Annotated in this window: 14 protein-coding genes and 7 pseudogenes; 7 read left to right on the top strand and 14 right to left on the bottom strand. The window is 66.7% G+C overall.

Features of this window, described 5'->3' with window-relative positions; all coding sequences use genetic code 11:
* Positions 1-275 precede the first annotated feature (275 nt).
* Positions 276-404, bottom strand: a pseudogene (locus tag OG978_RS39955) (undecaprenyl-diphosphatase); the annotation flags it as partial.
* Between OG978_RS39955 and OG978_RS39950 the strand changes: the two are divergent.
* Both OG978_RS39950 and OG978_RS39945 read left to right on the top strand, forming a co-directional pair.
* Positions 361-510: a hypothetical protein gene (locus OG978_RS39950; RefSeq protein WP_326770308.1), complete on the top strand. Its 150-nt coding sequence runs from the start codon at positions 361-363 to the stop codon at positions 508-510. The pseudogene OG978_RS39955 and the gene OG978_RS39950 overlap by 44 nt on opposite strands.
* A gap of 176 nt (positions 511-686) precedes the next feature.
* Positions 687-1,604 carry an IS5 family transposase gene (locus tag OG978_RS39945; RefSeq protein ID WP_326763352.1) on the top strand — a complete coding sequence of 306 codons (918 nt, stop codon included), beginning with the start codon at positions 687-689 and terminating at the stop codon, positions 1,602-1,604.
* Here the strand turns inward: OG978_RS39945 and OG978_RS39940 are convergent.
* From OG978_RS39940 to OG978_RS39920, 5 genes and pseudogenes are all read right to left on the bottom strand, one after another.
* A pseudogene (locus OG978_RS39940) lies at positions 1,561-2,094 on the bottom strand (hypothetical protein). The gene OG978_RS39945 and the pseudogene OG978_RS39940 sit on opposite strands and share 44 nt — an antisense overlap.
* A gap of 62 nt (positions 2,095-2,156) precedes the next feature.
* Positions 2,157-2,537 (bottom strand): annotated as a pseudogene (locus OG978_RS39935) (transposase); the annotation flags it as partial.
* A gap of 82 nt (positions 2,538-2,619) precedes the next feature.
* The gene (locus OG978_RS39930) at positions 2,620-3,111 is read right to left on the bottom strand and encodes an NUDIX hydrolase (protein WP_326769886.1); all 492 of its coding nucleotides are present in this window, start codon (positions 3,109-3,111) and stop codon (positions 2,620-2,622) included.
* Between the two features lie 104 nt (positions 3,112-3,215).
* Complete coding sequence (locus tag OG978_RS39925; RefSeq protein ID WP_326763353.1) at positions 3,216-3,488, bottom strand: DUF6225 family protein; 273 nt, start codon at positions 3,486-3,488, stop codon at positions 3,216-3,218.
* A 337-nt stretch (positions 3,489-3,825) separates the two neighbouring features.
* Complete coding sequence (locus OG978_RS39920) at positions 3,826-4,764, bottom strand: alpha/beta fold hydrolase (RefSeq protein ID WP_326763354.1); 939 nt, start codon at positions 4,762-4,764, stop codon at positions 3,826-3,828.
* 128 nt (positions 4,765-4,892) lie between these two features.
* Here OG978_RS39920 and OG978_RS39915 point away from each other — a divergent pair, with 128 nt between their 5' ends.
* Both OG978_RS39915 and OG978_RS39910 read left to right on the top strand, forming a co-directional pair.
* The gene (locus OG978_RS39915) at positions 4,893-5,528 is read left to right on the top strand and encodes a TetR/AcrR family transcriptional regulator (RefSeq protein ID WP_326763355.1); all 636 of its coding nucleotides are present in this window, start codon (positions 4,893-4,895) and stop codon (positions 5,526-5,528) included.
* Between the two features lie 160 nt (positions 5,529-5,688).
* The gene (locus tag OG978_RS39910; protein WP_326763356.1) at positions 5,689-6,165 is read left to right on the top strand and encodes a hypothetical protein; all 477 of its coding nucleotides are present in this window, start codon (positions 5,689-5,691) and stop codon (positions 6,163-6,165) included.
* Between the two features lie 27 nt (positions 6,166-6,192).
* Here the strand turns inward: OG978_RS39910 and OG978_RS39905 are convergent, their stop codons facing one another.
* Positions 6,193-6,381: a hypothetical protein gene (locus tag OG978_RS39905; RefSeq protein WP_326763357.1), complete on the bottom strand. Its 189-nt coding sequence runs from the start codon at positions 6,379-6,381 to the stop codon at positions 6,193-6,195.
* Positions 6,382-6,413: 32 nt separating this feature from the next.
* Here OG978_RS39905 and OG978_RS39900 point away from each other — a divergent pair.
* Together OG978_RS39900 and OG978_RS39895 are read left to right on the top strand one after the other, a co-directional pair.
* A pseudogene (locus OG978_RS39900) lies at positions 6,414-7,073 on the top strand (TniB family NTP-binding protein); the annotation flags it as partial.
* A 631-nt stretch (positions 7,074-7,704) separates the two neighbouring features.
* A pseudogene (locus OG978_RS39895) lies at positions 7,705-7,904 on the top strand (ferredoxin).
* 30 nt (positions 7,905-7,934) lie between these two features.
* Here the strand turns inward: OG978_RS39895 and OG978_RS39890 are convergent.
* The 3 genes and pseudogenes from OG978_RS39890 to OG978_RS39880 all read right to left on the bottom strand — a co-directional run.
* Complete coding sequence (locus OG978_RS39890) at positions 7,935-9,074, bottom strand: lipid II:glycine glycyltransferase FemX (protein ID WP_442817634.1); 1,140 nt, start codon at positions 9,072-9,074, stop codon at positions 7,935-7,937.
* Between the two features lie 217 nt (positions 9,075-9,291).
* Entirely contained in the window at positions 9,292-10,038 is a 747-nt protein-coding gene (locus OG978_RS39885) for a cation:proton antiporter (RefSeq protein WP_326770304.1), read from the bottom strand.
* 187 nt (positions 10,039-10,225) lie between these two features.
* A pseudogene (locus OG978_RS39880) lies at positions 10,226-10,924 on the bottom strand (ABC transporter transmembrane domain-containing protein); the annotation flags it as partial.
* An 865-nt stretch (positions 10,925-11,789) separates the two neighbouring features.
* On the opposite strand from OG978_RS39880, the pseudogene OG978_RS39870 reads away from it, so the two are divergent.
* Positions 11,790-12,063 (top strand): annotated as a pseudogene (locus OG978_RS39870) (IS5/IS1182 family transposase); the annotation flags it as partial.
* A 160-nt stretch (positions 12,064-12,223) separates the two neighbouring features.
* Here the strand turns inward: OG978_RS39870 and OG978_RS39865 are convergent.
* From OG978_RS39865 to vanH, 4 genes are read right to left on the bottom strand one after another with little or no spacing between them, the layout of a single operon-like run.
* Complete coding sequence (locus OG978_RS39865) at positions 12,224-12,895, bottom strand: hypothetical protein (protein WP_326763359.1); 672 nt, start codon at positions 12,893-12,895, stop codon at positions 12,224-12,226.
* Positions 12,867-13,475 (bottom strand): D-Ala-D-Ala dipeptidase VanX, encoded by a 609-nt coding sequence (gene vanX, locus OG978_RS39860; RefSeq protein WP_326763360.1) that lies wholly within the window; start codon positions 13,473-13,475, stop codon positions 12,867-12,869. Before vanX ends, OG978_RS39865 begins: the two co-directional genes overlap by 29 nt.
* Complete coding sequence (gene vanA / locus OG978_RS39855; RefSeq protein ID WP_326763361.1) at positions 13,472-14,512, bottom strand: D-alanine--(R)-lactate ligase; 1,041 nt, start codon at positions 14,510-14,512, stop codon at positions 13,472-13,474. The genes vanX and vanA overlap by 4 nt, the downstream gene beginning before the upstream one ends.
* Entirely contained in the window at positions 14,500-15,540 is a 1,041-nt protein-coding gene (gene vanH / locus OG978_RS39850; protein WP_326763362.1) for a D-lactate dehydrogenase VanH, read from the bottom strand. Before vanH ends, vanA begins: the two co-directional genes overlap by 13 nt.
* Between the last annotated feature and the right edge of the window lie 95 nt (positions 15,541-15,635).

Below are 15,635 nucleotides of genomic sequence, written 5' to 3'. Positions count from 1 at the left end.
AGGGGAGTTGAACGTGCCGGCCTCGGCGTCGGTGTCGTACGCGCGCATCCACGTTATGCAGACCTGCCGCCCGCGAGCTGTCCGGCATTGCGCCGGACCGGGCGGTGGCCGGACCTCTCATCAGCGTCTCCGACGGCACCTCCCGGGCCCGGTGACACCACCCCCCAGGTCATCCGTTCGACAGGGGGACACAGTCATGCCGGGCCCGGAGGCCAGCGGCCCTCTTGCAGGACCGCGAAAAACATAACGGGGGGAGGCAGGGGATGGAGAGTGGATCACCCGGCAGACTCGCCTGCGTGCGGGCTCAGGACTCCCGCGCCGACCAGGACAAAAAGCAAAATGCCCAGAATGATCCGGTAGATGACGAACGGCATGAAGCTCTTGGTCGTGATGAACTTCATGAACAGGGTGCTCGACGGCTTGTTCATTGCCCCCGCCCAGCCCGCCCAGCCCGCCGCCCAGAAGGCCAGGCGCGAGGCCCGCCAAGAGCCGAACGCATCGGGTACCTGATCTCATGGGCGCCACATGGTGATCCCGCCGCTCAGAAGCTGTTGTCTTTTCGATCTTGAGCGGTGGCGGTCGAACGTGGATTCCCGGTTGGGTGATCCTGCCGTGGCCAGGGCATGAAGACGGGACCTCCTGAACAGCTCGTGGGTGTCGAATCCATAGAGCAACAGGAGGCCCCGATGCCGCAGTCTTCCGTGCCGACGGCCGGGCAGTCCAACTCGGCTGCTCCATCGTGTGATTGCCTCGCGCACGTGTACGGCAACGCGGCCGACCGGCCCGCGCGGCAGCGCCGGTACCCGACGGACATGACGGACGGGGAGTGGGCTGAGGTCCGGCCGCTGCTGCCGGTGCCGGGCTGGATGCGCGGGCGGGGCGGCCGGCCGGAAGGGTACTGCCACCGCGCGCTGCTGGACGCGGTCCGGTATCTCGTGGACAACGGGATCAAGTGGCGGGCGATGCCCGCCGACTTCCCGCCGTGGGACCGGGTGTATGCCTTCTTCCGCCGCTGGCGCGACCACGTGCTGGTCAAGGAGTTCCACGACCGGCTGCGTGCCAGGGTCCGCGAGAGGCTGGGCCGCGATGCGGAGCCGAGTGCGGGTGTGATCGACTCGCAGTCCGTCAAGGCGGACGCCGTCGTCGGCGTGGACAGCCGCGGCTTTGACGGCGGCAAGCTGGTCAACGGGCGCAAGCGGCACGTCGTGGTCGACACCCTCGGCCTGCTGCTGGGCGTGATGGTCACCGCCGCGGACACCGGCGACCGCGCTGCCGCCCACGTCCTGCTGAGGCAAGTGGCCGACTCGCACCACCGCCTCGCCCGCGTCTGGGCCGACGGCGGCTACACCGGCAGCCTCGTCGAGCACTGCCTGGCCACGCTCGCCCTGGTCCTGGCGATCGTCAAACGCAGCGACGACATGCGCGGCTTCGTGGTGCTGCCCAAGCGGTGGATCGTCGAACGGTTCTTCGCGCATCTGATGCGCACCCGCCGCCTGGCCCGCGACTTCGAGCGCCGCACCACCAGCGCCGAGGCGATGATCTACTGGTCGATGACCCTGCTCATGACCCGCCGCCTGGCCCGGCCACACCCGCAGCGAGCGTGAACCGGCCCGGCTGCCGCTCGGCCAGTCAGCCGCGCGCGACCAGACGTTTCGCCTTCGACCGCAGCGCCTCCACCTTGGCCGGCACCGGGTCCACGCCGAACACCGCGGCCATCTCCTGGCAGGTCAGCGGCCCTTGACCGAGCCGGGCCCGGTCCGCGAGAGCCTGCAGAATGCGCTGGTAGTCCACCGACAGCGCCGCCGAGGAAAGACCGTCACGCCACACCGGCACCTGCGACTTCGGCTTCGCCGCCTCCCCAGACACTGACCGCGCCTCCGCGTCCCGCGGATCCTCGGGGACCTCCGTTTCGGCGGTGCCGCCGACCGGAGCCAGCACCGCATCGACCCGCCTGCGAGCGATCGCCCACTCCTGCCATTCCAGCTCGGCCGCAGCCAGCTCGGCCTGGATGCGGTCGGCCTCCGCCCGCAGCCCGTCGACTCGACGCCGAGCAGCGAGTTCGTGTTGTTCCAGCAGTCCAACAACCGACGGCATCCGCGACCTCCCGGGGAACGACGACCCGACAGGCCACCACTCCCACGAACCCACCACTCCTATCCCCGACCAGCGGAAACACGTCCATCACGTCCGGAAAGACAACAGCTTCTGACGTGCGAACCGTCGATCGCAGCGTCATCCATCTCCAGCAGACCTTCTCTGCGTAGTTCTGCAAGCAGGACCTCATGCAGGCGGGGCCATACGCCAGCCTCGGTCCAGTCCCGCAGGCGCCGCCAGGCCGTCACCCCACTGCAGCCGACCAGCTCTGCAGGTACATCCCGCCAGCTCACACTCTTGCGCAGCACGTAAACGATGCCCCGCAGGGCAGCACGGTCATCGGCGGGCAACCGCCCGGGATACCGCTGCCGACGAGGCGGACGAACCGGCAGCAGCGGGGCTATGCGCTCCCACAAGTCATCAGGCACAAGATCAGCAGACACCCGGCAGATCCTGCCGACGCAACACCTAAGTGCCAAGCCAACACACCGATCTCATTCTGAAACGATCAGTAAGGACGTGCGCTCAGCCGTCTACGGGGATCGGTCGGTCCGGTGGGCCGTCGGTCAGCAAGGACGCCAACAGTTTCGGCAGCCCAGCCGGCCGCAATACATCCGAGGTCGCGGCCAGTTCCGCTACGGTCCACCAGCGGTGCCCAGTGATCGCGGCCTTCTCGATCTCCTCGAAAGCCGAGGTATCGACCTGGAACGCAGGCACCCGGGCCATGTAGTAGCGCTGGCGAACCTCATAAGCGACGCTGCCCCGGACCGCTGTCCACGGACGCCCTCGCCAAATCTCCGGACCCAGCGAGAGGTTCGTCAGCCCGGTTTCCTCCTGCAACTCCCGCAGGGCTGCCTGCTCGTGGCTTTCGCCTGGCTTGAGCCCGCCTCCAGGGGTGAACCACCGGACGGAACCGTCCCCCTTGTTCAGGGCGGAGAACAGCAGTAGCCGACTGACGTCGTCCAGCAACACCACGCGCGCGCTCGGGCGCGGCACCAGGCTCCCCTCCGGTTTCATCACCTCGTCAGATTAGAGCCGCTGTCCCTGGGCGACCAACGGAGTTGGTCACCGGGCTGAGCTTTCACGCAATTCCGGTCAGAGCCGGATTCAGGTTCACAGGTTCAGTCGAGCAGGTCGTACTCTCCGGGCGTCCAGTCGGCAAAGAGAGTGAGCGCCTTCTCCTTCTCTGCCCGTTCGGGCGTGGTGCCAGTGGCCGGCCACCAGTTCTCCACGTGGTCGGCGTCGACGAGGACGGATTCGCGGTACCCGCCGAAGTCGCCGGGGTCTTCAGCGACACCAATGTGAATGGGGGTGTCGTCGGGCAGGTCCTTGAGTGCTGCGCGGAGCTGCGCGGCGTTCCATACCTGCGGCGCGTGGTCAAAGACGTCGGTCATGCGCACAGAGTGCCGAACCAGGCGGCGTTGCTGGTGGAGACACGGCTGTACCCCGGGCCAGAGCGCTGATCCGGGGTACAGGGGACTGGGGTGAAAAGCTGATCACCGGTGGTGAAGCAGGCCCAGCCGGTGGATACCGTACCGGGCGGCCTCGAGGTCGGTCCGCTTCGGGGAGGGTCCAGCCTCTCGGGCCAACGGTGTCGACTCTCGCCTATTCGGGGCAGGCGATATCCGTCACCAAGGCCACGTCTCCTCGCCGTGGTCCTGGTCGTACCACCGCTGCACCTGCACTGACTGCAGCCGCCACACCTGCGCCAGTGTTCCCCAGCCGCAGGTCCTACGCGTCGACTGCGGCCGGGTCGAGGGAGTCGACATCCTCCATGAAGCTCAGCATCCGGGCGTTGACCACGTCGGGATGGTCGATCTGCGGTCCGTGGCCCGTCGCGGCGATGATCTCGGCACGGGCCCCGGGGATCAGGCGCGGCACCCGCTCCAACTGCCGTTGCGGGTGTACCAGAAGGCTGCGCTTGCCCATGATGACGTAGAGCGGGGTCCGGATGGAGCGCAGTGCATCCTCGGCCAGCGGCAGCGGTGCGGGGCGGCGGATCCTGAAGGCCCGGGCGCCCACCTGGACCCACTTTCGCAACTCGGGAACGGCGATGACCGGCTGCTCCAGCCAGGAGGCGAGGCGGGGGCGCAGCGCCTTGGGGGCGAAGCTGGCGAAGAGGCTCACGAAGACCCAGGCGAAGAAGCGCAGGCCTACCTTCTCCAGGCCGCCGGGGTCGAGGGCGGTGACCGAGGCGAGCCGTCCGGGTCGGCGGTGCGCCTGGTTGAGCACCAGCCAGCCGCCATATGAGGAGCCGACGAGGTGGACCCGGTCCAGGCCGAGCGCGTCGAGGGCCTCGTCCATCCACTGGGCGGCACGCTCGGGCTGCCACATGGGCTCCCGGTGCACGCTGCGCCCGGCGTCACCTGGGGTGTCGAGCGCGTAGACGGGCCGTTCGCCGCTGAGCGCGGGGGTGTTGGGGTACCACATCGCCGAGCAGTAGCCCGCGCCGTGGATCAGGACGACCGGCGTGCGGGATTCGGCGGCGGGGTCCGAGGGGCCGTACCGGTAGACGTGCGTGGTGCCGAAGCTCGTCTCGACGTCCGTCTCGGAACGAACGGGTGCGCCCATCGCGTAGAGGACGTCGCTGGCGGCGAAGTAGCGGTCGCGCAGGGTGTCGTTGACGTAGCGGCCGACGTCGCGGCGCACACGGGTCGTGTTCTCGGGCACGGGGCACCTCCGGGAAGATCCGTTCTTCGTAATACGACCGTACCATGATGGTGGTACGGCGGTACCATGAAGGGGTCCGGAGAGAGCGGACGGCGAACCCCACCACCGACGGGCGGAGACACCGGCACATGCCAAAGCGTGTGGATCACGAGGAGCGGCGCACCCAGATCGCCGATGCGTTCATCCGGGTCGCGGGGCGGCGAGGACTGCACGCCGTCGGCATGCGCGACGTGGCCGCGGAGGCCGGAGTGTCACTCCGGCTCGTGCAGTACTACTTCGAGACCAAGGAGAAGCTGCTTTTCTACGGGGTCCAGCACCTGACCGATCGCTTCACCGCACGGGTGGGCACCCGCCTGGCTGCCGCCGGCCCGGACCCGGGCCCCCGCGCGACTATCGAGGCGATCCTCGTGGCGTCCCTCCCCACCGACGAGGAGAGCCGCACCTTCCACCTCCTCTACAGCTCCTACTCGATCCTGTCCGTGACCAATGAGGCGCTGGCTGCTCAGCCCTTCCTCGACAACCCCGACGCCGCGGAAAACGCCCTGACAGGCTTGCTCGAACAGACCCAGGCATCAGGCCTGGCCGGTCCCGACATCGACGCACGCACGGAGGCGATCAGTCTGCTTGCGATGGCGGCGACCATGGGCACCAGCATCCTCGTGGGCCAGCGGAGTCCGGAGTCGGCCATCGAGGTACTCCATCATCACCTGGACCGGATCTTCGTGACCGTCGAGACGTCGGTGGCTGGGGAGAATCCAATCTGACGTGCCGTTGCGGCAGTTGTGGCACGCGGATAGTGCGCGACTCTGAAGGATTCAGGCAACACATCCGGCGCCGCTGCAAACGCCCCGCTCGGCGACGCTAACGCCTCGACCCACAGGTTTTGACGATTGCTGTGGTCAGGGCTATGCCGAGGGTGGGTTGATGGCCGAGGTCGATGAGCAGCAGCTGTTCACCGAGGCGTGCCTGCACGGGCTGAGGGCCAGGCTGTGTGACGACGTCGACTCGCTGGACGGCTACCTGCCGCCGCAGGTCGCGGGGCTGGCGCGGAAGGTCGCCGAGATCCTGGAGGAGCCGCAACTGGCCACCCCATGGCAGCGGGCGTCGGCGAGCTGGTTTCAAGAATCGGCCCTGCCCCGAGGTCTGCTGGGCGGGGGTGGACGACCTGGTCCGCTGAAGCCGGTCGTCCACCTTCAGGAATCCACACTGGTCAGCCAACCGAACAGCCCTGGACGAGAACCGGTCCTCACGGCCGCCGCGGCCGGAGCAGCCGCGGACCGATGTCGTCCTCCTGGTGCTCAACGCTGTGCGTCTGACCCGAATCCTGACCCGCGCACCCGGACCGGCGCTGCCGTCGTAGTTGTCGTACTCGGGGTCGTCGTAGCCGGGTCCGATGATTGACATAGGGGGTCTCTTTCCTGGTCTCGCTCAGTCCAGGTCGGCGCTGGCCAGGGTGACCGCGAGCGCGATGTGGGGCACAGCGCTCAGGCACAGCTCCGCCGCCGTGCACGGATTGGACGCGATGCGCGCCTCCTGCAGCGCCAGCAGACCGGTCAGCACCGCGGAGTCGGCCGCCTCGTCGAGGACCTCGCCGGCGGTGAGTTCGCCGCCGGCCACCAGCTCGCGCAGCCAGGCCGCCGCCTCCTGCGCCGGTGCCGGTCGCCTACGTCCTGGTACCGCCCGCGGCGACAGCAAAAGCCCTGGCCACGGAGTTCGCCCGCTACCTCGGCATCCCCGTCACCGCCCGCATGACCCAGGCCCAGATCACCGACGCCGTCTGCCACACCTACAACCATGCGGGCGTGCGTCTGGTACTCATCGACGAGATCCACCGGCTCAACCCCCGCACCACCACCGGCGCGGAAACCACCGACCTGCTCAAAGACCTCACCGAACGCATCGGGGCGACGTTCGTGTACGCGGGCATCGACGTCACCACCACCGCGTTGTTCAGCGGTGTGCGCGGGGCCCAGCTTGCCGGGCGGGCTTCCCTCGTGGAATGCGGGGCGTTCCCGGCACGGCTCGGCACACGCGAACCCTTCAGAGAACTGATCGCGGGCGTAGAAGCCGCACTCGATCTCCGCGCGCACCGGGCCGGGACACTCCCCCGCCACACCGCCTACCTCCACCAAAGGACCGCAGGCAGGATCGGGAGCCTGACCCGGCTGATCCGCCAAGCCGCGATCACGAGCATCCTCGACGGCACCGAACGCATCACCAAGGCGTCCCTGGACCAGGTCCGCCTGGACCACCTCGCCGAAACCCACCGCCGCCCCGCCCCGAACGGGTCCCGCGCACCCCGCCGGTAGCCCCTCTCATTTTCTGCCCAGCGGTCGACGCAGAAGGCTGTGACCAGGGAAAACACACTTGGTCCTTTAGGAGTTGACGCTATCTGAGGAACGCCAAGGTGATCTCAACGAAGAAGAGACATCCCCAGACCAGCAGGCCTACGCCCCCGCGAACCCGCGCTCACACGGTCTCAACCAATCCCGGATATCCCCAGCACACACCCCTCCCCGTACCTCAACTACACCCCACGAAACGACACCGAGCATGGTGTCGTCGGCGTAACGCGAATATCGCAGTCGCCGGTAGCCAGGCAGGGCGATTGCAAAGCCCCGGGGATCTTGTGAGTGCGCAGGTCACAGTAGCGAGACGACGATGGATGGATGCGCAACCACACGCAACGAAGCTTCTCCGTTGCGGAGGTGACCTTCCCAAGTCCCCTTCGCGCAACGGAGTCATCCCCGGCCCTTCCAGTGCCCGCCCCGTACCGAACTGCGGATCGTCCTGCCCGAGCTCTTCCGGCACCTCCCGACCTGAAGATTGCCGTGCCCCGGAGGGAGATCGACTTCAGGCAGGGCTCCATCGTCTACGGCGTCGAGTAAATACCCGTCATCTGGTGACGGGCCCCACACAGAGAAACAGGGAAGAACCATGATGCGTGTTGAGGTCGACGTTCCCAGGTGTGTTGCCTCGGGCCAGTGCGTGATGCTCGCCCCGACGTCTTCGACCAGCGGGACGAGGACGGCATGGTCGAACTCCTCGATGACACTCCGCCCTCCGAACTCCACGACGCCGTACGCGAGTCGGCCACGATATGCCCCGCGACAGCGATCCGGCTCGGGGAGTCGTCGTGACCGCCGCACCGATCGAGTCGTGTGTGCGGTTCAGCGTCCGCGCCGCCTCATATAGAGATCGAAGGCCCGGTAAACCATCGGTCGCAGCGGCAGGTCCCACTCGCCGATGTACCGCATCGCCTGGCCGCCGGTGCCGACTTTGAACTGGACAAGGCCGACGTGCGGGTCGTCGGCGTCGAGGGTGGGGGTGATGCCACGCAGATCGTAGACGTCGCAGCCGGCCGCGAGCGAGTCGCGGATCATCGCCCACTGGCAGGCGTTGGAGCCGCGCACCTCGCGCTTCGCGGTGGAGGAGGCGCCATAGGCGTACACGGCGTGGGTGCCGACGCGGACCAGGAGAGTAGCGGCGGCCAAGTCGCCCTGATGGCGGGCCAGGTAGAGCTTGATCCGCTCGGGGTCCTCGGCACTCAGCGCCGCGAACATGGTCTCGAAGTAGCGCAGCGGCCGGGGTGTGAAGTGGTCGCGCTCGGCGGTGTGGACGTAGAGGTCGTGAAACGCCTTGAGGTCCTCCGGGCCCCTGTCGCTGACCGTGACCTCGACGCCCTCCTTAGCCGCCTTCTTGATGTTGCGACGCCACTGCTGGTTCATGCCCCTGAGCAGCTCGTCCTCGGTCCTGCCTACCATCGGGATCTCGTACTTGAACTGTGGATGCCCGACCCCGAACCCGTCCTCCGGGCTCTGCGGCAGCCAGCCGGCGTCCCGGAACCAGCTGGCCACGCGGGCACCGACCGGGTCGGCCCAGTGGCCGGAGATGTCGGTGAGCCGTTTGCTGCCCGGGTCGGCGATGCCCTCCTTGACCTGGGCGGCGCTCCAGGTGTGTGTGCACACCGGCGGGCCGAGCCGGATCGCGAACGCGCCGTGGGCCTTGAGATGGATCGCCAGCGGATCGAGCCAAGCACCGATCTCGCCGCTCCAGTCGATGACCGGGCCCTCGGGTAGATACGCCAGCGTGAAGCGGTCGAGCCGCGGCACCGGGCGGTGCAGTACGAGCCCAGCACCAACCAGGCGCCGCCCCTCGAACCAGCCGAGGGACTCGCTGCGCCACTCGGTCTTGACGCGGCCCCACGCCGGGGTCTGCAGAAAGCTGACCGACCGCTGGGCCCGCACGAACGCCATATGCTCGGCGGCGCTGATCGGCCTGACGACCGGATTCCGGGCTGCAGGTCGCATTGGTTCGCTGGAGGGGTTGAAGGACATGCCACCAGTCAATGTAGCAGGGTGTTGCCCGGGCGTATGCGATTCTCGATACGCCGACGATATGTCACCACCCGGCGGCTCACTATCTGGTTCTGGCCGCCACCAGCCGGTGGCTGCCGGGATGTCCTCGACCCGACCATGGGTCTGGACCTCCGGCGGGTACTTGCACATCAGTGCATGTCGGTTGTCGTCAGGGGGCGTGGTGCCGGCGCCGGAGTGGGCGCTTCGCTGCCGAGTGCATCTCCAGGTGTTTCGGGAGCGCCCGGCGGTACAGCGGCAGGGCCGCGGTGCTCGTGATGACGGCGACCATGACGAGAACGGAGAACACCGGCTTGGTGATCAGGCCCTGCGCCAAGCCGATGTTGATGAAGATGATGATCATCATGCCGCGGGCGTTCATCAGTCCTCCCACAGCGAATGCCTCGCGCCAACTGAAGCGGAGTGTCTTCATAGCCAGGGTGCTGCCGAAGTATTTGCCCGCGAGTCCCGCCAGGAGCGCGGCGACGCCGAACAGCAGGGTGTCGGCCGAAATGCTCCGCAGGTCGGTGGTGAGGCCGGACAGGGCGAAGAAGACGGGCAGCAGTAGCGTGGAGACGGTATCCATCATCCGGCTGTGCAGCGCTTGGCGGAACTGCGGGTCACGGGGCATGGCCAGGCCGGCGATGAAGCCGCCGAAGACCGAGTAGATCCCGATCAGGTCGGTGAGGTATCCGCAGACGATCGGGACGATGACGACGACGTACATCACGCCGGGGCTCAGCGTGCCCTGTCGGCCGACGTGCCGCGCCAGCGGCCGCAGCAGCCGGGACACTCCGAGCAGCATCACGGCGGTGAACAGGATGCTGTAGCCGATCATGGGCAGAGCGTCGGCGGCCCCGGAACCGGTGTGCACGGCCGTCAGCGTGGCCAGGAAGCACCAGGCCGCCGCGTCGTCGATCGAGGCGGCGACCAGGGACAGCCGCCCCAGGCGGGAGTTCTGCGGTGAGGGTTCCGGCCTGCACGTGAAAACTCACGTCGCGCAGGACATCCGGCGTCGCTTTCCCGTGCTCGCGATCGGTCCGCAGATGCTCCAGAGACGCCAGTGAGACCTCCTCCGCGGTGGGATAGCGGAAGAGCGAGGCCATCAGCGTCATCATCACGAAGGCCATCCGGCCCCAGACGGCAAGGTTCACGCCGATCTCGCGGATCCTATTGGCACGATCCGCGTATTCGGCCATCTCCTCGTCCGGACGGCCGAAGAGCTTGGAGAGCATCGCCCCCTGTACGTTGAACCGCTCCTGCAGCCGTCCGCCGAGGCCGGCGTTCTCGTCCATCTGCCGTTGGGTGCGCCGCTGTATCACCCGCCCCACGTGAACCCAGGGCACGATGAATATCGGAACCAGCGCCAGCGTGATGACGCCGACAAGCCACGACAGGTAGAACAGCTCGGCCAGCACCACCACGACCATGACCGCACTGGTGGCCGCCATCAGCAAGCCGCTGAACTGCTGCTGTGCCATGATCAGTTCGGTGTGCAGCCGGCCGACCAGCACCCCCGTCTGGGTGCGGGTGAAGAACGCGAGCGGCAGCCGCCGGACGTGGTCGAGCGCCTGAACCCGGAGGTCGTAGCTGACCACCTGCCCGATCCGCCCGGAGATATAGGCGGACACCAGCGACAACCCCGCGCCCAGCACGGCAAGGCCGACGGCCAGGCAGGCCGTCAAGATCACGACCCCGCGATCGTTCTTGACGATGCCGTTGTCGACGAGCTCCCTCAGCAGCAAGGGAGTTGCGGCGACGGTCAGCGCCTCCATCGTGGCGACTACGACGAAGAGCGCCACCATGCGGATGTGCGGGCGGAAGTAGGCGAGCACTCGGCGCACCGTCCCCGGGTGGATCGTGGTCCGCCAGGGATCGGGATCGTCATCGCTCTTCCTCACCCCCTGGTAGCGCAACACCATTTCCACGCAGGTGCCCCTCTCACACGGCTCACGAAGTCAGCGAATCTCAATCGTGCTGAACCAAGTCGATGTCCACGAGTGAGTCCAACTGAAGACTTCGGGCACTTGGACGCATCTGTCGGTGTCCGTGCCGCACGGCTGCCGCGGCGCGGGGGACCACCGCGATCACCCTCTCGCCCCGGGGCTCGTCGGCTTGCCGCCGTGACGTGATCCCGCTTTTGCCGACGGTGAGCCTCTTCGAGGTGGCCGCGTCAAGTGACGGTCTGCGAGCCGCCACGAGCGAGGCCCCGGGGCTGTTGATCGAGATGTCTGATGTCTCCATCATGCTGCCCGGGGGGCCTCGTTGGTCATCTGTCCTGCCGTACTCGACCCTCTGCCGGGCGGCGCCCTCGCCGAGTGCGACCGGGTCGCAGTCTCACGCGCGGACTGCTCCCCCACGCGCCGCCGGCACGGGGTGCAGGTGCGGGCAGTCACCGGGCGGCCGGCTTTCACCTTCATGCCGGGCAGCCCGGAACAAGCCCTGGTCCTGATCCCGAGGGTCATGCAGCCCACCACCGAAGTGGTCGGCCCCGACTGCAGTGAGGCACCGCCGCGAACAGGGCCCCGGTGATCGCCGTACCGCAGGGGTCGGACCGGTCCGGCAACGCGGACCGGCCGGTGGAGCTGGGTGTGGAGAAGGCTGTGTACGGGGGCGTCCCGACCCCCGTGGTACATCTCAGCGACCGTCGTGGGGTATTCCGCCCGCACGCTGTCGGGCCGGGCTCACGACCTGACCGCGCCCGCACTCACCGGATCATCCGCATCTGTGAGGGCCAGGCCGTTTCCGTCCTGGCCGATCCCGCCGACCCAGGGCGCCGGCCCCTGGCTGAGCGCGGGCGTCACCGGGGCCCCCGGCGGGCCCGGGCACCGGTCGAGCGCGGCGCCGCCCGCCTGACGTCCTGGCGGGTCGTCCGCAGATACCGTGGCAGTCCCACCGCAGGACGTCAATCGTCGAAGCGGTCTCCAGCCCGCAGCGGCAGCGCCGAAGAAGCTCAACTGGAGCTCTTTCAGGCCGACCACGGCTCGGGGGACGGGCCGTGAGGGACCACACTCCTCCCGCGCCCGCCCGGGCCGGGCTGATGCCGGCTCAGCAGACCCTCAATCGTGCGCTCGCAGCGGCGCGCGGTGCCGGTTCGCCTGGCCTCACGGTGTCACACTGACCAGGATTCCTCGTCCTGCGTGGAAGCGCTCGAATACGCGCATGGGCAGCGATGCGGAGTCCGCATTGTGGGAGTAGCCCGACGGATTATGGAACCGCACCGTCCCGCCATGGACCTCATGAACCAGCACAAGATGCCCTCCCCGCCGCGGTTTATAGGTGCTTGGGTCGCGAATCTCAGGAGACACTGAAGCGATCAGGGCTTGCCCGGGGCGCACCGCTCGGGCGGATGCTTGAATCGGTGTGTTCTCGACCAGTTGGCATTTGAATCCGAAGTGTGAGCTGACCCAAGCCATGAATGGCCGGTATATCAGTCCTTGGACCTTGCCCTGGGGTTCCACCACGTAGCAACCCCAGTCGAGGGCCAGCGCAAGGAGTTCACGCATCAGCAGTCGGGTGTCCGTCCAGCCGTGGAGCAGGGACTGCAGACATGCCAAGCCGCAGACTTTGCGGGACCAGAACAGGTACTCCTCGCGCGAGTGGTACCCGTCGGAGGTCCAGTCGTGCAGTTGCGATGGATCGGTGCGCCTCAGGAAGACGTCGATCCTGGATGGGGCGGCACGCCGCATGACGACCTCGTCGTTCCGGTCCAGGCTTCCCCACTGTGAGACGTAAGGGAGGCTTCCATCAGGTGATGGGAAAGTCGAAATAGACATCTGAGTAAGGCTCGCTTTCCAGCGTGTAGTGCCACCACTCGCAGGCGTAGCGAGCAAATCCGCAGTCCTCCATTACGGAGCAAAGGTGCTCGCGGTTTTCCGCTTCGATGGGTCTTATTCCTGCTGCTCCATGATGTGAGATCGAGTCCATGAGGTCGTGTTCACCACCCATGCAAGCATTTTCTCCGGTGGCAAGGGTGTAGAGCGTCAAGTCGACGGAACTGCCGCGGCTGTGGCCTGACTTGGCAGCCACGTATCCCTTGTCGAAAAGCTCGGACCTGTCGATATTGGGGTAGTGCCGCTGCTTTGTCCGGCCGTCCTCCGACTGTTCGGACCAGCGCATGAAGCAGTCGACGGCGCGTTGCGGACGGTATCCGTCCCAGACAAGCAAGCCGAAGCCGCGGGACGCGGCTTTTTCCTGCGCTCGCCCCAGGGCTGCGCACAAGGCTCTGGTGCCGACTATCCGATTCACCAGGTATCCGTCTACCGGCTTTCCGGTGAAGTTGTCCCCGGTGGCGTACTTGGCATCCCAACGGATGCCGGGCACCAGCTCGTCCAGGTACCCGAAGTCGCCGTTCATCGCTTTTTCCGGTGCAGTGTCATTGACACGAGCCGGTCGATGACGTCGGAAAGCGGCATTCCTGCGGCGCCCATCATCCGTGGATAGCGGCTGTAGGAGGTCATGCCGGGAAAGGTGTTGACTTCGTTGAGTACCACCTGGCCGTCGTCCTGGAGGAACACGTCCACGCGGGCAAGCCCCTGGCAGCCCAGTGTGCGGTAGATGGTCTTGGCGCTCTCTTGGACGAGCCGACGCGATTCTTCGGAGATGTCGGCGGGAACGATGAACGTCGAGTTCTCCGAACCACTCTCGGGTGACTCCTCCTGGTGGATCCTGAAGAATCCGTGGGAGAGGGCTACGCGGTCCACCTCGCCCGCGATCGGGGTGGATGGGTCCCCCAGGATCGCGCAGCCGACCTCACTCCCGGCCACGGCCTCTTCGATCAGGACCTTCGAGTCGTACTGCCGTGCGGCCTCCAGCGCACTCGGCAAGTCCTCTGCTCCGGCGACTTTGCTGACGCCGAAGGATGAGCCCGAACGGGCTGGCTTCACGAAGACGGGATAAGGAAGCTGTTCGGCGTCGACCTTCTCGTCTCCCGCGACCACCCGGAAATTTGGCGTGGCGATGCCCGCGCTCTTGGCGACGGCGTAGGTCAGGGATTTGTCCATGCAGATGGCAGAGCTCTGGATATCGCAGCCGGCATAGGGGACGCCAGAGAGCTCCAACAGGCCCTGGATCGCCCCGTCTTCGCCGAGTGTGCCGTGCAGGACGGGCAGCACGAGGTCCAGACGGATCACTTCGAATCGGTCCTGTTCCAGGACGAGCAGTCCGTGGACGCTTCGGTCGGGTGACAGCATGACCGGCCGAGCGTCGGTGTTCTCCCAGTCTGTGCCAGGGGAGTCACAGAGCTGCCAGGCACCGGACTGCGTGATGCCGATCCAGTACGGCTCGTATTTACCGGTGTCGAGGTTCTTTGCGACCTCTTGGGCGGACTTGACGGAGACGGGGTGTTCTTCGGAAGAGCCCCCGAAGATGACGCCGATCTTCAACCTGTCCATGTTTTCCCGCTTTCAAAGTTGAGGCAGTTGATGAGGCTGTTTCTGATGGTGTCGCTCAGCGCGTGGTCGGTGTAATAGGCCGTGTGCGGGCTGATGAGCACATTCGGCAGATCCTGTAGTCGCAACAGCTGGCGGTTCTCTATGGGCTTGTTCCGGCAGTCGGTGTAGAAGATTCCTTCTTCGCCGTCGAGGACGTCCAGCGCCGCGCCGCCCAATCTGCCGCTCTCCAATGCCGATAGAAGGGCTTCGGTATCGATGAGTGGCCCGCGTCCGGTGTTGACGATGAACGCGCCGTGTTTCATCTGGTCGATACGTCGGCGATCGACGAGATGGCGGGTTTCTGCGGTGAGCGGGGTGTGGAGCGTGACAATGTCGCTGTGCTGAAGCAGCTCGTCGATCGGCGTGTAATCGGCGGGGGTCTTGGGGCGATTGCCGTAGGCCAGCACGCGGCAGCCGAAGCCTCGCAATCGGTCGATGACTGCTGTGCCGATACGCCCCGTGCCGACCACTCCGACAGTCAGGTCGCGCAGCTCTTTGCCGCGTATCTCACTCAGCCGGTAGTCATGAGCATCGGTGCGGCGGACGGTGGCCTTCGCGTGGCGCACGGCCATCAGCATCAGCATGAGCGTGTAGTCGGCAACGCTGTCGGGAGAATACGCCACGTTTCCGACGGAGATACCGACGCTGTCCGCGTAGCTCACGTCGATGTGGTTGCATCCGACGCTTCGTGTGGAGAGATACTCCACACCGGCGCGGCTCAGTGCGCTGAGTGTGGCACGGGTGACGTGCGTCTTGTGGCCGATGCTGATGTATCGGTTCCCGACTGCCAGGTCGATATTGGCTTCAGATACCGCTTCCTTTGTGATGGTTGGCGCCATGCCAAAGCGAGGCGCCATTTCTCGGAATAGAAGGGCCTCGTCCTGCTCGCACCCATAGACTGTGATTCCCGTTGCCGAGACAGCCCGTGAGGGCGACGCTGGCGCTCGGGTGCGGCACGCCGCTGCTCGTGTTGGTCCGCTGGAACTCATGCCTTCCAGTCAAGAGAGCGTGGTGTTGCCAGCGCGTATGCATTTTTTGATACGCCGACGATACGTTGCCGGCCAACACCCTGCGCGAGCATGGA

Origin of the sequence: Streptomyces sp. NBC_01591, from assembly GCF_035918155.1 — a bacterium.
GTDB lineage: Bacteria > Actinomycetota > Actinomycetes > Streptomycetales > Streptomycetaceae > Streptomyces.
Note: the sequence above shows the minus strand (reverse complement) of the source record. Positions and strands in the feature narration are given on the sequence as shown.

What these genes read in the sequence shown, in the direction of transcription:
- OG978_RS39950 (WP_326770308.1), top strand. Translation starts at nt 361, where the DNA reads ATGACGAACGGCATGAAGCTCTTGGTCGTGATGAACTTCATGAACAGG.
- OG978_RS39945 (WP_326763352.1), top strand. Translation starts at nt 687, where the DNA reads ATGCCGCAGTCTTCCGTGCCGACGGCCGGGCAGTCCAACTCGGCTGCT.
- OG978_RS39930 (WP_326769886.1), bottom strand. Translation starts at nt 3,111, where the DNA reads ATGAAACCGGAGGGGAGCCTGGTGCCGCGCCCGAGCGCGCGCGTGGTG.
- OG978_RS39925 (WP_326763353.1), bottom strand. Translation starts at nt 3,488, where the DNA reads ATGACCGACGTCTTTGACCACGCGCCGCAGGTATGGAACGCCGCGCAG.
- OG978_RS39915 (WP_326763355.1), top strand. Translation starts at nt 4,893, where the DNA reads ATGCCAAAGCGTGTGGATCACGAGGAGCGGCGCACCCAGATCGCCGAT.
- OG978_RS39910 (WP_326763356.1), top strand. Translation starts at nt 5,689, where the DNA reads ATGGCCGAGGTCGATGAGCAGCAGCTGTTCACCGAGGCGTGCCTGCAC.
- OG978_RS39890 (WP_442817634.1), bottom strand. Translation starts at nt 9,074, where the DNA reads ATGCGACCTGCAGCCCGGAATCCGGTCGTCAGGCCGATCAGCGCCGCC.
- OG978_RS39865 (WP_326763359.1), bottom strand. Translation starts at nt 12,895, where the DNA reads ATGTCTATTTCGACTTTCCCATCACCTGATGGAAGCCTCCCTTACGTC.
- vanX (WP_326763360.1), bottom strand. Translation starts at nt 13,475, where the DNA reads ATGAACGGCGACTTCGGGTACCTGGACGAGCTGGTGCCCGGCATCCGT.
- vanA (WP_326763361.1), bottom strand. Translation starts at nt 14,512, where the DNA reads ATGGACAGGTTGAAGATCGGCGTCATCTTCGGGGGCTCTTCCGAAGAA.
- vanH (WP_326763362.1), bottom strand. Translation starts at nt 15,540, where the DNA reads ATGAGTTCCAGCGGACCAACACGAGCAGCGGCGTGCCGCACCCGAGCG.